Below are 14,114 nucleotides of genomic sequence, written 5' to 3' on the forward strand. Positions count from 1 at the left end.
AGATTAAATTACTTACTTTCTAATAAATTTTGTTATGCCAAACTTTGCATAGTTACCAATTTGTAGTATTCTCCTTTTTGTGCCAATAATTCATCGTGCTTACCTTGTTCGACAATTTTACCTTTTTTTAATACAATAATTTTATCTGCTTTTTGAATAGTAGACAATCTGTGTGCAATTACTAAAGAAGTTCTATTTTGCATCATTTTTTCTAATGCTATTTGTACCAATTGTTCAGACTCAGTGTCTAAAGCAGATGTTGCCTCATCTAAAATCATTATTGGTGGGTTTTTTAAAACAGCTCTAGCTATAGATAAGCGTTGTTTTTGCCCGCCAGAAAGGGTGTTTCCACTATCGCCAATATTTGTATCAAATTTCTGAGGAAGATTGTCTATGAACTCCACTGCATTCGCAATCTCAGAGGCTTCTAAAACTTCTTTATTACTAGCTTTTTGATTGCCTAGTTTTATATTATTGGCAATTGTATCATTAAACAAAATGGAATCTTGAGATACAATACCCATTAAATTACGCAAGGATTTTTTTGTAATATCTTTAATATTAGTATCATCAATAAAAACCTCTCCTTTGTTTACGTCATAAAATCGGGTAACTAAATTAGCAAGAGTAGATTTTCCACTTCCAGATTGACCAACCAAAGCAACGGTTTCTCCTTTGTTAATTGTTAAAGAGAAGTCTTTTAAAACAAAAGTATCTTTGTATTTAAACGAAATATTTTTAAACTCAATTTTGCTAGTAAACTCTTTTTTTACCAAAGCATTTTGCTTTTCTATAATATCGTTATCTGTTTGTAAAACTTGCATAATTCTTTCTGCGGAAGCTTCTCCTTTTTGAACATTGTAGTAGGCAGTTGTTATTAACTTTATCGGATTTAAAACGGTGTAAAACAGTACAATATATCCAAAAAACTCGTCTGGTTCTAAAGCACTTGTTTTAGATAAAACTTCAGTTCCACCATACCAAAGAATAGCAATAATAGTAGCAGAACCTAAAAATTCGCTCATTGGAGATGCTAATGTTTGTCTATGAAACACACTCGTCATTAGGCTTTTAAATTCTTTAGTAGAATTATTAAATTTAGACTCAATAACATTTTCTGCATTAAAACCTTTTATAATTCTTAAACCAGTAAGAGTTTCCTCTATAAAAGATAAAAAATTACCAGTCTCTTTTTGAGCTTTTTCTGATTTTGCTTTTAATTTTTTACTGATAGATGAAATGATAAAGCCAGAAACAGGGAGAAGTATAAATACAAAAAGGGTTAATTTCACACTCATAAATAGCATAATTGAAATGGCAATTATTACTGTAAGTGGTTCTCTAACAATGGTTTCTATAGATGTTAAAATAGAGGTTTCTACTTCTTGAACATCTGCAGTCATTCGAGCTATAATATCTCCCTTTCTTTTTTTTGAAAAGTAAGAAATGGGTAAAGTAACTATTTTATGGTATAATTGATCTCTTAAATCTCTAACAATACCAGTTCTTAAAAACGTAATAGAGTAGGAGGCTAAATATCTAAAAAGGTTTTTTAAAAAGAACAAGCTTAAAGATAAAAAGCAAATAAAAACAAGTACTTTTATTTCTCCTTCATTAGTTATTTTTTGAGCAATAAAGTAGTTAAAACTTTCTTCTGCGTAGCTACCTATACTTGTAATACCTTGGTAAATTGGTTTCGAATTAATTTGTCTTTCCTTTTCAAAAATAATTCCCAAAACAGGAATAAATGCCAACACAGAAAGCACATTAAAAAGTGCGTACAAAATATTGAATACAATATTTAGTATTGTAAACTTTCTATATTTTTTTTCATACTTTAAAATGTCTTTGAAATATCCCATTAACTTAATTTCATTTCTTTAATAATTCGCGCAATTTTGGCATCAAGATTTTTTTCTACAGCTTCTGCATCAATAACATTTTCTAAGGAGCTTTTTACACTAAAATAAAATTTTATTTTAGGTTCGGTTCCGCTGGGTCTAGCGGCAACTCTTGTACCTGCTGCTGTTTGGTATATTAAAACGTTAGATTTAGGTAAATCGATATTTTTAATAGTGCCTGTAAGAAGGTTTTTTTCTGTTGATGCTTCATAGTCAAAGAGTGTAATTACTTTTTCTCCATCAATTTCTAAAACCGGTTTGTTACGCATATTCGATAACATTTGCTTTATTTCTTGGGCACCATCCATTCCTTTTTTTGTGATAGAAATTAAATGTTCTTTGTAAAAGTTATTTCTAACATAAATGGATAACAATTCTTTATAAAAAGAACTTCCTTGTTGTTTGGCTTTAGCAGCAACTTCACAAGCAAGTAATGTAGCTGTAACCGCATCTTTGTCTCTAACAAAATCTCCTACCATATAACCAAAACTTTCTTCTCCACCACCAATAAACTCTAACTCTGGAAAGTCTTTTACCATCTTGGCAATCCATTTAAAACCTGTTAAGCCAACTTTTGTTTCTACGTGATAGCCGGCAGCAACTTCGTTTACTAACTCAGAAGATACAATAGTAGAACCAACAAATTGTTTGCCATTTAGTTTGCCCTCTTCTTGCCATTTTTTTAGTAAAAATTCTGTCATTACCACCATCGTTTGGTTTCCATTTAACAGTTTCATGTTGCCCTTTGTATCTCTAACAGCCACGCCTAATCTATCACAATCTGGATCGGTGCCAATTACAATATCAGCATTTATTTTATTGGCAAGTTCAATAGCCATTTTAAGAGCTTCTGGCTCTTCTGGATTGGGCGATTTTACAGTTGGGAAATCACCATTTGGTGTTTTTTGTGCTTCCACAATGTGTACATCTGTATATCCTGCTTTTTTTAGTGCTTGTGGTACAGAAATAATAGAAGTACCATGTAGAGGAGTAAAAACTATTTTTAGATTATTACGGGATATCTTTTTAGATAAATTACCGTTTTTAACAGCATTATCTATAAAAACATCATCTACTTTATGACCAATTATTTCTATAAGTTTTTCGTTAGCATTAAAATTTATTTCAGAAAAATCTAAAGCATTTACCTTACTAATAATACCAATGTCTTGTGGTGGTACAATTTGACCGCCGTCTGCCCAATAAACTTTATAGCCATTATATTCTGGCGGATTATGTGATGCTGTTAATACAATACCAGCATCGCAGTTTAAATGTCGCACTGCAAAAGAAAGCTCTGGAGTAGGTCGTAAATCTTCAAAAAGATATACTTTTATGTTATTTGCAGAAAATACGTTGGCTACTGTGGTAGCAAATTTTTTACTGTTGTGCCTACAATCGTAAGCAATAACTACTTTTATTTGTGTTTTTTTTATGTTTTCTATTAAGTAGTTTGCGAGTCCTTGTGTGGCTCTTCCTAAAGTATATTTATTAATTCTATTGGTTCCGGCTCCCATAATACCACGCATACCACCAGTACCAAATTCCATGTCTTTATAAAATCGATCTTCTAAATCGGTAGCATTTGTATCAATTAAATGCTGTATTTCTTTTCTTGTATCAGTATCAAAAATAGGAGATAACCATTTTGTTGCTTTGTCTATGATTTTTGTCATTTTCTTTTAAATATAAGGTGCTCTAATAAAAAATGTAAAGATACATTTTAGAAATTGAGTTTTTCTTTAATAGCGTAGTGTTTTTCGTTGCTTTTGGTTTTAATTATCAATTCGCCTATAAAACCAGCTAAAAATAATAAGGTTCCTAAAACCATTGAAGTCAAGGCAATATAAAACCAAGGATTTTGAGTTACCAAAATTGTTTTAGTGCCTTGGTATAGTTTGTATAATTTTTGTGCGCCAATGTATAAGGCGGTGGTGGTTCCGAATAAAAACATAAAAGTACCACAGAGTCCAAAAATATGCATGGGTCTTTTTCCGAATTTAGACAAAAAAGAAATGGTAATTAAGTCTAGAAAGCCATTAATAAAACGTTCTATTCCAAATTTTGTAACTCCGTACTTTCTTGCTTGGTGCTGCACTACTTTTTCGCCAATTTTATGAAAACCTGCATTTTTTGCTAACACAGGAATATATCGATGCATTTCTCCACTAACTTTTACGGTTTTTATAACCTCGTTTTTGTAGGCTTTTAAGCCACAATTAAAGTCATGAAGTTTGAGACCAGAAGTTTTTCTGGCAGCAGCATTGAATAGTTTTGAAGGGATGTTTTTTGTAATTACGTTATCGTAACGCTTTTTTTTCCAACCAGAAATAAGGTCGAAATCTTCTTTAATAATAAGGTTGTAAAGTGCTGGAATTTCTTCGGGATTATCTTGTAAATCGGCATCCATAGTAATAACCACTTTTCCTTTGGCCATTTCAAAGCCTGCATCTAAAGCTTGGCTTTTACCAAAATTTCTTTGAAAACGAATCCCTTTTACAGTATTATTATTTTTGACGATATTTTTAATGATTGCCCAAGAGTTATCGGTACTACCATCATCTATAAAAATTATTTCATATAAATAACGATTGGATTGCAGAACATTTGCAATCCAATCGTGTAATTCTTGTAAAGATTCTTCTTCGTTAAGAAGTGGTATTACTACCGAAATATCCATACGTACATTTTTGGTTTAATACGTTACTTTGAGAAACTCAAAGTTTCATTAAATTAATAAGTTTCTTCTTCAGATTTTTTCATTACGGCTCCTGCAATTGCAGCAACAATAAAACCACCAATTGCACTACCAATAATACCAAAAGCAGCAATCATTGTTGGCGATTGAAAAGATTTACTCATTTCATTAGCAGCCTCTATTTGTTCTTCTGTTAAACCTTGGTCTAACATTTTCTGATTTTGAACTTCCATCATTTGAGACATAAAATCTGGCTCTATAAAGGTATTAAATACATATTGGTAAATAGCACCAACCAATGCTGCTAAAACAGCAATACCAACACCAATTTTTACACCTTGTCCCCAAGATAAAAAACCACCATTTGCAGTTTTAAATTGTTTTATACCATAAATAATAAAACCTATAAATAAAACACCTGTAAGTAGGCCTACAGACCAATGCGGATCTAAATGCATACCCATTGCATACATTACTAAGTTAATAACAATAGATACAACACCTAATAAAACACCATTGTTTACAATGAAGTTTTTACTGTTTACTTGATTTTCCATTTTTTAAATTCTAGTTTAGTTAGTTTTTTACAAATATATTCATTTCGTTGAAATAGCCATTAAATTTAAAAATAAATTAAATAACTTAACAATAGGTTAGTAGTCAGAGTATTATTAATGTTACATAAAAATTAATAAATTTTTAATTGTTTAAATAAAAATCTATTGTAAATTTGCACTGGCAAGTTCTACACAACTAGCTCCCTTTGAATCCTCCAGGGCGGGAACGCAGCAAAGGTATTAGGTTGTAGCAGTGTGATGTAGGTAGCTTGCCATTTTTTTTTGCCTTTTATCTAAGGTTTTAAACTTCTAATTGTAACTCCATTTCTTTATTTTTTTAGATATTTGTGTCGTTATAATCTTTTATAAATTATCTTCTTTTATGTCGAAAGTAGTTTTAATTACCGGTGCGTCTTCTGGTATCGGCCATGCAATTGCTACGTTTTTAGCAAATAAAAACTATAAAGTATACGGTACTTCTAGAAAACCGGACAATGTAAATAGCTTAAATTTTAACCTGATTCCGTTAGATGTTCTCAAAAAAGATACCATTGAGGCTGCCATAAGTTTTATATTAGAAAAAGAACAACAATTAGATGTTTTAATTAACAATGCCGGAATGGGAATTACCGGTCCTGTTGAAGAAACACCAACGGCAGAAATACGTACTGTTTTTGAAACAAATTTTTTTGGAGTAATAGAGGTTATGAAGTCGGCATTGCCACAAATGCGAAAGCAAAAAAGTGGTTTAATCATAAATATTACCTCTATAGCAGGCTACATGGGGTTGCCTTTTAGAGGATTGTACTCGGCAACAAAAAGTGCTTTAGAAATTGTTACAGAAGCTGTAAGTATGGAGGTAAAAGAATTCGGTATACAAGTAGTAAATGTTGCACCAGGAGATTTTGCCACCAATATTGCGGCTGGTAGATATCATACCCCAGTTTTTGAAAACTCAGCTTACAAGAAGAAGTATCAAGAGAATTTAAACCTTATGGATGCTCACGTGTCTTCTGGCATGAATCCTTTAAAAATGGCAGAAAAGATACACGAAATTATGGAAACAAAACAGCCAAAAGTTCATTATAAAGTTGGTGGTTTTATGGAGAAGTTTTCTATTGTTTTAAAGCGAGTTTTACCAGATAGAGTTTACGAAAAAATAATAATGAACCATTACAAAATGTAATAAATTGTATGGATGCCAAAACGTATTTATTGTTTATAAACTCCTAATAAATTGCCTTTTATTTAAAAGTAAATTCAGCTTTTCTAGTTATCTTTGTTGTAGCAAAAAATCGCGTTAGGGATTGTAGCGTAAATCCTTTTGTAGGAACGCTAGATTTGAAATTTGCTTTTTGCAAATTGATTAAGATAGTTGGTTACAAAAGATTGCAGCAAAAAGCCCGACCACTTTTTGTGGTAACGCCAAAATATAGAACAATACAATTAAATTAAATATACATGAAGTTTTTTATTGACACAGCAAATTTAGAGCAAATTAAAGAGGCGCAAGCATTGGGTATTTTAGACGGAGTAACCACTAACCCGTCTTTAATGGCAAAAGAAGGCATTACTGGAGCAACAAATATTATAAACCATTACAAAGCCATTTGCGAATTGGTAGACGGTGATGTTTCTGCAGAAGTAATCGCTACAGATTTCGACGGAATGGTAAAGGAAGGTGAGGCGTTGGCTGCACTAAACCCGCAAATTGTGGTAAAATTACCAATGATAAAAGATGGGGTAAAAGCATGTAAATATTTTTCATCGAAAGGAATTAAAACCAATGTAACATTGGTGTTTTCGGCAGGCCAGGCATTGTTGGCTGCCAAAGCTGGTGCAACTTATGTTTCTCCTTTTATAGGACGTTTAGATGATATTTCTACAGACGGTTTGAACTTAATTTCTGAAATTCGACACATATACAATAACTATGGTTTCGATACTCAAATTTTAGCAGCTTCTGTGCGTCACACTATGCACATTATAGATTGTGCTAAATTAGGTTCAGATGTAATGACAGGTCCTTTAAGTGCTATTGAAGGCTTGTTAAAACACCCATTAACAGACAGTGGTTTGGCCAAATTTTTAGAAGATTATAAAAAAGGAAACTAAGCCTTTTTAGAGCTTTAGATAAAGAATATTACGATATGAAAAGCAGGAATTAAGGTTCCTTTTTATTAGAAGCTAATTCCTGCTTTTCATTATATCTTTTTTAATTTATGTGCAAGTTACATTTGCTCATACAAATTTTATAAAAAATTAAAAAAGGATGTCATTGCAATCAGGGCTAAAAACTTTAAGCAGCAACAAGAAAAACTAGCTAATTTTTGTACACTAAAAATAATATTAATACCGCCTCTATAGCCAACAAAGCAAGCGTTTGTTTTCCTAAAAAAGAGCTTGCACAGCAAGTAATAGCTGCTTGTTTGCAATTTCAAATTACCAAAGTCGTAATTTCTCCTGGTTCTAGAAATGCACCCCTAACAATAGGTTTTTCAAACACCAAAAAAATAGAAACATACAGTGTAGTAGACGAGAGATCTGCCGCATTTTTTGCCCTTGGTATTGCTCAGCAAACAAGAAAGCCTGTAGCAGTTTTATGCACTTCTGGCTCGGCACTTTTAAATTATTATCCTGCCATTGCAGAAGCTTTTTACAGTAATATTCCTCTCGTAATTATTTCTGCAGATAGGCCAAAACATTTAATAGATATTGGAGACGGACAAACAATACGCCAAGAAAATGTTTTTAAAAATCACATTTTATTTTCTGCCAACCTTATCGAAAACTCTAAATTTACCACAAGAAATGCGCAACTTTTAGGAGAGGCAATGCAGTTAGCAGTTTCTAAACAAGGTCCGGTTCATATTAATGTTCCTTTTGATGAACCTTTGTATGAAACCGTTTCTGAGATGAATTCATATAATTTTCCGCATATTTCTTTGAGCTCTTTAGATAACTCTCACATAGAGTACGAAAAACTAGCACAAATTTGGAATGCCGCATCCAAAAAAATAATTTTAGTAGGTGTGCAGTATCCAGATGATGCTTTACAACAATTAATTAATTTTTATGCCGAAGATTCTTCTGTTTTAATACTAACAGAAACCACATCTAACTTGCCAAACAGCAAGGCTGTAGATGCAATAGATCAGTTAATTTTTTCTTTAGATGAAAAGCAATTTATATCGCTAAAACCAGATATTTTAATAACGTTTGGAGGTATGATTGTTTCGAAGAGAATAAAGAAATTTTTTAGAGATTTTTCTCCGAAACATCATTGGGATATCGATAGTAAAAAGGCTACCAATACTTTTTTCTGTTTGTCTGAATTTATACAAACTACACCGGTAGATTTCTTTTCGAAATTTAAAAGCTATACTACATTTTCATCCACTAACAATTATCAAAGTGAATGGTTGGCAATTAGAGATAAAAAAAGAGCCAAGCATCAAACTTTTTTTGAAACAGTAACGCATTCAGATTTTAAAGTCTTTAGTCAGGTTTTATATAAAATTCCCAAAAACAGTACCTTACAAGTTAGTAATAGCGCAGTAATTAGATATGCACAGTTGTTTTCTATAGATAAATCTATACATGTTTTTTGTAACAGAGGTACAAGTGGTATAGATGGTAGTACTTCTACAGCCATTGGTGCTGCTTTGGCAAGTAATAAACAAACAGTATTTATAACCGGAGACTTAAGTTTTTTTTATGACAGCAATGCGTTATGGAATGCATACATACCTAGTAACTTTAGAATTGTATTGATTAATAATTCGGGTGGTGGAATTTTTAAAATTATTCCGGGTCCTAGTAGCACAAATGCCACCGATTTTTTTGAAACGCCTCATTGTTTAACTGCAGAGCACTTGTGTAAAATGCATCAATTAGAATATTGTAAAGCTTACTCTACAGAAACAGTAAATAATGAATTGTCAACATTTTTTAATGCTTCAGAAAAACCAAAAATATTAGAGATTTTTACTCCTAGCTCAGAAAATGATGTAGTTTTAAAATCATACTTTAATTTTATAAAATAATGGAAAATACAGAAAACGATACTACAACTAATAACTTCGATTATCCTTTTAAAGAAGGTGATAAAGTAAACTTGTTAATAGAAACTACCACAGCTTTAGGATATACGGTTTTAATTGATGATGAGTTTGACGGATTGCTCTTTAGGAATGAGGTTTTCGAGGAACTAGAAGAAAATATGGAGGTTGTAGGCTATATTAAAAAGATTCGTGAAGATGGTAAAATAGACGTTTCTTTGAGACCACAAGGGTTTAAAAACGTGATTGATCTAGATGTAGAAAAAGTACTACAAAAGCTTAAAAATAGTCGTGAAGGTTTTTTATTATTAACAGATAAAAGTTCACCAGATTCTATAAGATTTCATTTAAAAATGAGTAAAAAAGCTTTTAAAAAGGCAATAGGAAATTTATATAAACAAAAGAAAATACTTATTAAACAAGATCGAATAGAATTAATTAAATAGTTAAAATTGCACAATGAAAAAATTTACTCTTTTAGCATTCCTACTTTGTACAACCATTACAACAGCTCAGTTTACAGAGGTCTTAACGTCAGACAGGCCAGGTATGGCATTATCACCTAATACGGTTGGTAAATATGTGTTTCAAACACAAACGGGTATCGATTTTCAAGATGGATTTTCTATCTCTAATCCGAATTCATACATTAGATTTGGACTTTCAGAAAAGTTAGAAGTAAATACTAGTTTTTCCTTTTACGGTTCGGAGTTTATTAGTGATTTGGTTTCAATAAACATTGGCGCAAGGTATCGTTTTAATTCACAAAATAGTAGCTATTCTTCGAGCATTCAGGTTACTCAATTTTTTTATAATGAACAAGCTAATACCTCTCAATTAACCTATATTTTTGGGGGTAATTTTACTGATAAATTATCATATACCACCAATTTGGGTATTTCAATAGCAGAATTTTCAACTATAGAAAACACCCATTTCGTAGCCAATATTGGGTATGTAATAAACCCTAAGTTAGGTGTTTTTGTAGAGTCTTTTGGTAGTATTTGGGACCAAAATTTTACGGTAAATTTTGATGCTGGTGCTTATTATTTGTTGAGTAACAATTTACAGTTCGACATTTCTATGGGAGATAATAATGGGTTTTTTACAAGTGCAGGAGTTTCTTGGAGAATTCCATATAAAAAGTAGTTTGTACATTACCGACCACCCACACGTAAAATATTTTCATAAAAAGCATCTGAGTTAGGATCTGCTGGGTCCATTTTTCCATACCCAATTTTATAATATTTTAGTGCTTTTTTTAAGTTCTTACCTTCCTCATAGTATCTGCCAATATAATAGTCGCCAAGTGGTGAGGTGGGAAAGAGTTTTAGTATCATCCTTCCAAAATTTAATAATTGGTCTCCATTCTCTTTTTCGATAATTATTTTTTCAACAGCAAAAATATCTACTTCGCGAATTCCTAAGTTACTCCCAAATAAATATTCTATATCTAAATATTTATTTTCTAGATAAGTAATCGCATCAATTGGCGATAAATCTTTAATATTTTTATCAAACTCTTCTTTAGAAATAGCCGCATAAATTTCAAATATTTTGCTTAAAGCTCTGGGTATTGCTTCGCTAATGGCAGCTGTGCTGCTTTTAGTTATAATGGTATCGTTAATTGGGTGAAAATTCGGAATTTCTAAGCTAGCTAATCCAAGTTGTAAATTTTGAATGATAGCTTGTTTTTGGTCGGAAAAGCGATTCGAATTATTGGTGTAATAATAAAAGGTGTTGTCTTCTTTTTGAAATCTTGGCAGATTAAAATTTTGAACTTGACCACCAATAAAATTAGAGAAACTTGGGTTTATACAAATGTAGGCATTTATAAAAGGTGTTTTTTCTCCCAAAAAATTGGTAATTAAATTAGCAGCAGTTCCCTCACCGATAATAGTAATAAATGGCGATGTTTTGTAGTTATTTTCAATTTCGAAAATAACTTCGTTTCTAATAAATTGATAAAAGTTTTTGTTGCTATTTGTTAAACTACCGTTATTTATATTAAAATACGTGTCTTTCTCTAACGTGTTTTTAATAGTTACACCTACAATAATTTGTTTAGGAGCAAGATCTTTTTTAGCAAATAAAACGGCATTTGCAACATATAAATCAAATAAATAACCAACATCTAAAACTACTGCTAAAGGGTAATTTTTTGTGTCGTCAGAACTATATCCTTCAGGTAAATATATTTTTAATTGCCTTGTTTCATTTAAAAAGTCTGAAGCTATTTTTTTTGATATAAGTTGTTGAGATATTCCATTGTAACAAAAAAGTAGGAATAATAATAGCGTCGATTTCTGAATCATCATTTAGAATGTTTATTTTTGTAAAATAAAATAGTGTGTTGATTGTCTATAACGACCAAAATACAAAAATATGATACAGCCCGATTGGAAAACAGTAAAAGAATACCAAGATATTACCTATAAGAAAGCAAACGGTGTGGCAAGAATTGCCTTTAATAGGCCAAATGTAAGAAATGCTTTTAGACCACAAACAACTAAAGAATTGTATGATGCTTTTTATGATGCAGGTGAAGATGTAAATATAGGAGTCGTATTACTTTCTGCAGAAGGGCCAAGCACCAAAGATGGCGTATATTCATTTTGTTCTGGTGGAGACCAAAAGGCAAGAGGACACCAAGGCTATGTAGGAGACGATGGATATCACCGTTTAAACATACTAGAAGTTCAACGATTAATTCGTTTTATGCCTAAAGCAGTAATTTGCGTAGTACCAGGTTGGGCAGTTGGCGGTGGACATAGTTTACATGTTGTTTGCGATTTAACACTCGCCTCTAAAGAACACGCTATTTTTAAGCAAACAGATGCAGATGTTACTTCATTTGATGGTGGTTATGGCTCTGCTTACCTAGCAAAAATGGTAGGTCAGAAAAAAGCAAGAGAAATCTTTTTTTTAGGAAGAAATTATTCAGCTCAGGAAGCTTTTGAAATGGGAATGGTTAATGCTGTTGTACCTCATAGCGAGTTAGAAAGTACCGCTTACCAATGGGCACAGGAAATTTTAGAAAAATCGCCAACATCAATAAAAATGTTAAAGTTTGCTATGAATTTAACAGATGATGGTATGGTCGGACAACAAGTTTTTGCGGGAGAAGCTACACGATTGGCTTACATGACCGATGAGGCTAAAGAAGGTAGAGATGCTTTTTTAGAAAAAAGAAAGCCTAATTTTCCTAAAAAGTGGATTCCATAAACAAATATATAGTCTGATTTTTTTTTTAGGGAGCATAAAAATTAAACCAATGTTATTTTATCAAGAGGTTTTAAAAATAATCAATACATTTTTTATTTCTTAACAATAAAACTTTCCCTATTTTTATCGAAATTTAGCACCTAATGAATCCACAAGAAGAATTTTTAACGTTTATAAATGAAGGCTATCAAACGAAAGGAGATTATATTTCTTTGGGAGCCGCTATGTTAGGAGAGGAAACGATAACAAATGCTTTTGTAAAAGTCCCTTTAAAAACTCTCAATAGGCATGGGTTAGTAGCAGGAGCTACTGGTACTGGCAAAACAAAAACATTACAAGTATTAGCAGAAAACTTATCTGAAAAAGGTGTACCTGTTCTTTTAATGGATATAAAAGGAGATTTATCAGGATTGGCAAAAAAAAGTCCTGGACATCCTAAAATAGAAGAAAGACATACAAAAATTGGATTTCCTTTTACACCTCAAAAATTTCCGATAGAAGTATTAACTATTTCTGAACAAAATGGTACAAGAATGAGAGCGACTGTCTCTGAATTTGGCCCCGTTTTATTGTCTAGAATTTTAGACTTAACAGAAACTCAAAGTGGTATTGTTGCCATTATTTTTAAGTATTGCGACGACAATAATTATGCTTTATTAGATATTAAAGATTTTAAAAAAGTTTTACAATTTGTTACCAATGAAGGTAAGGAAGAAATTCAGCAAGAATATGGTCGGATTTCAACTTCTTCTACGGGTGCAATTTTGAGAAAAATTGTAGAAATAGAACAACAAGGTGGTGATTTATTTTTTGGAGAGAAATCTTTTGATGTAAATGATTTAACTCGTTTAGATGAAAATGGTAAAGGAATTATATCTGTTTTAAGGCTTACAGATATTCAAGATAAACCTAAATTATTTTCTACCTTTATGTTGCAACTATTGGCAGAGGTTTACGAGAATTTTCCGGAGCAAGGAGATTCTGGTAGGCCAGAATTAGTTATTTTTATAGATGAAGCTCACTTGGTTTTTGAAGAAGCATCAAAAGCATTGTTAAATCAGATAGAAAGTATTGTAAAGTTAATTCGCTCTAAAGGTATAGGTTTGTACTTTGTAACTCAAAACCCGAAGGACGTTCCTGAAGATATTTTAGCTCAATTGGGTTTAAAAATACAGCATGCATTAAGAGCTTTTACGGCAAAAGATAGAAAAGCAATAAAGTTAGCGGCAGAAAATTATCCAATTTCTCCTTATTACGATACCAAAGAAGTTTTAACAAAATTAGGTATTGGAGAAGCATTTGTATCTGTATTAAATGAAAAAGGAATTCCTACACCTTTGGCAAGAACAATGTTAAGGGCTCCTATGAGTAGAATGGATATATTAACAAATAAAGAACTTACTGAAGTAATTAATACCTCTAGGATTTACTATAAGTATAATGAAAACTTAGACAGAGAAAGTGCCTACGAGTTGTTAAACAAAAAAATAGCTGCTGTAGAGCAAGAAGAAGCAAAAGAAAAAGAAATTGCAGAAAAAAGAAAACGCTCTAATACGGTAACAAGAAGGAGTTCAAGGCAAAACCCGATAGTTAAGGTATTAACAAGTGCCACTTTTATAAGAGCAGCATTCGGAATTTTAAAAAAAGTTTTAAAGTAACAAAAATCAAAATT

General features: G+C 31.7%; 12 protein-coding genes and 1 other RNA gene. 8 read left to right on the forward strand and 5 right to left on the reverse strand.

What is annotated here, in order from left to right; all coding sequences use genetic code 11:
- Positions 1-32: 32 nt before the first annotated feature.
- From WHD54_RS11445 to WHD54_RS11460, 4 genes are read right to left on the reverse strand one after another with little or no spacing between them, the layout of a single operon-like run.
- On the reverse strand, positions 33-1,862 hold the full coding sequence (locus WHD54_RS11445) for an ABC transporter ATP-binding protein (protein WP_088324789.1): 1,830 nt from the start codon (positions 1,860-1,862) through the stop codon (positions 33-35).
- Complete coding sequence (locus WHD54_RS11450) at positions 1,862-3,577, reverse strand: phospho-sugar mutase (protein ID WP_088324788.1); 1,716 nt, start codon at positions 3,575-3,577, stop codon at positions 1,862-1,864. The genes WHD54_RS11445 and WHD54_RS11450 overlap by 1 nt, the downstream gene beginning before the upstream one ends.
- A 47-nt stretch (positions 3,578-3,624) precedes the next feature.
- Positions 3,625-4,581, reverse strand: a complete 957-nt coding sequence (locus WHD54_RS11455) for a glycosyltransferase family 2 protein (protein WP_088324787.1) — start codon at positions 4,579-4,581, stop codon at positions 3,625-3,627.
- A 53-nt stretch (positions 4,582-4,634) separates the two neighbouring features.
- Positions 4,635-5,156: a DUF4199 domain-containing protein gene (locus tag WHD54_RS11460; RefSeq protein WP_088324786.1), complete on the reverse strand. Its 522-nt coding sequence runs from the start codon at positions 5,154-5,156 to the stop codon at positions 4,635-4,637.
- Positions 5,157-5,335: 179 nt separating this feature from the next.
- Between WHD54_RS11460 and ffs the strand changes: the two genes are divergently transcribed.
- The 6 genes from ffs to WHD54_RS11490 all read left to right on the forward strand — a co-directional run bounded on the left by ffs (position 5,336) and on the right by WHD54_RS11490 (position 10,366).
- Positions 5,336-5,434: signal recognition particle sRNA small type (gene ffs / locus WHD54_RS11465), an RNA gene on the forward strand.
- Positions 5,435-5,538: 104 nt separating this feature from the next.
- Positions 5,539-6,342, forward strand: coding sequence for an SDR family oxidoreductase (locus tag WHD54_RS11470; protein WP_088324785.1), 804 nt, complete (start codon positions 5,539-5,541; stop codon positions 6,340-6,342).
- Positions 6,343-6,617: 275 nt separating this feature from the next.
- A complete protein-coding gene (gene fsa, locus WHD54_RS11475) occupies positions 6,618-7,271 on the forward strand; it encodes a fructose-6-phosphate aldolase (RefSeq protein WP_088324784.1) in 654 nt (217 codons plus the stop codon).
- Positions 7,272-7,486: 215 nt separating this feature from the next.
- The gene (menD, locus tag WHD54_RS11480; protein WP_233131028.1) at positions 7,487-9,202 is read left to right on the forward strand and encodes a 2-succinyl-5-enolpyruvyl-6-hydroxy-3-cyclohexene-1-carboxylic-acid synthase; all 1,716 of its coding nucleotides are present in this window, start codon (positions 7,487-7,489) and stop codon (positions 9,200-9,202) included.
- Entirely contained in the window at positions 9,202-9,663 is a 462-nt protein-coding gene (locus tag WHD54_RS11485) for a DNA-binding protein (protein ID WP_088324783.1), read from the forward strand. Before menD ends, WHD54_RS11485 begins: the two co-directional genes overlap by 1 nt.
- A 13-nt stretch (positions 9,664-9,676) precedes the next feature.
- Positions 9,677-10,366 carry a hypothetical protein gene (locus WHD54_RS11490; protein WP_088324782.1) on the forward strand — a complete coding sequence of 230 codons (690 nt, stop codon included), beginning with the start codon at positions 9,677-9,679 and terminating at the stop codon, positions 10,364-10,366.
- An 8-nt stretch (positions 10,367-10,374) separates the two neighbouring features.
- Here the strand turns inward: WHD54_RS11490 and WHD54_RS11495 are convergent, their stop codons facing one another.
- Positions 10,375-11,535, reverse strand: a complete 1,161-nt coding sequence (locus WHD54_RS11495) for an alpha/beta hydrolase-fold protein (RefSeq protein WP_233131027.1) — start codon at positions 11,533-11,535, stop codon at positions 10,375-10,377.
- A gap of 67 nt (positions 11,536-11,602) precedes the next feature.
- On the opposite strand from WHD54_RS11495, the gene WHD54_RS11500 reads away from it, so the two are divergent.
- Positions 11,603-12,442, forward strand: coding sequence for a 1,4-dihydroxy-2-naphthoyl-CoA synthase (locus WHD54_RS11500; RefSeq protein ID WP_088324780.1), 840 nt, complete (start codon positions 11,603-11,605; stop codon positions 12,440-12,442).
- Positions 12,443-12,585: 143 nt separating this feature from the next.
- The gene (locus WHD54_RS11505) at positions 12,586-14,100 is read left to right on the forward strand and encodes a helicase HerA-like domain-containing protein (protein WP_088324779.1); all 1,515 of its coding nucleotides are present in this window, start codon (positions 12,586-12,588) and stop codon (positions 14,098-14,100) included.
- The last annotated feature ends 14 nt before the right edge of the window (positions 14,101-14,114 follow it).

It is taken from the genome of Polaribacter tangerinus (assembly GCF_038024095.1).
GTDB classification, from domain to species: Bacteria; Bacteroidota; Bacteroidia; order Flavobacteriales; family Flavobacteriaceae; genus Polaribacter; species Polaribacter tangerinus.

Excerpts from the sequence above, each read along its gene's own strand:
- WHD54_RS11445 (WP_088324789.1), bottom strand. The coding sequence starts at position 1,862 with ATGGGATATTTCAAAGACATTTTAAAGTATGAAAAAAAATATAGAAAG.
- WHD54_RS11450 (WP_088324788.1), bottom strand. The coding sequence starts at position 3,577 with ATGACAAAAATCATAGACAAAGCAACAAAATGGTTATCTCCTATTTTT.
- WHD54_RS11455 (WP_088324787.1), bottom strand. The coding sequence starts at position 4,581 with ATGGATATTTCGGTAGTAATACCACTTCTTAACGAAGAAGAATCTTTA.
- WHD54_RS11460 (WP_088324786.1), bottom strand. The coding sequence starts at position 5,156 with ATGGAAAATCAAGTAAACAGTAAAAACTTCATTGTAAACAATGGTGTT.
- WHD54_RS11470 (WP_088324785.1), top strand. The coding sequence starts at position 5,539 with ATGTCGAAAGTAGTTTTAATTACCGGTGCGTCTTCTGGTATCGGCCAT.
- fsa (WP_088324784.1), top strand. The coding sequence starts at position 6,618 with ATGAAGTTTTTTATTGACACAGCAAATTTAGAGCAAATTAAAGAGGCG.
- WHD54_RS11485 (WP_088324783.1), top strand. The coding sequence starts at position 9,202 with ATGGAAAATACAGAAAACGATACTACAACTAATAACTTCGATTATCCT.
- WHD54_RS11490 (WP_088324782.1), top strand. The coding sequence starts at position 9,677 with ATGAAAAAATTTACTCTTTTAGCATTCCTACTTTGTACAACCATTACA.
- WHD54_RS11495 (WP_233131027.1), bottom strand. The coding sequence starts at position 11,535 with ATGATGATTCAGAAATCGACGCTATTATTATTCCTACTTTTTTGTTAC.
- WHD54_RS11500 (WP_088324780.1), top strand. The coding sequence starts at position 11,603 with ATGATACAGCCCGATTGGAAAACAGTAAAAGAATACCAAGATATTACC.
- WHD54_RS11505 (WP_088324779.1), top strand. The coding sequence starts at position 12,586 with ATGAATCCACAAGAAGAATTTTTAACGTTTATAAATGAAGGCTATCAA.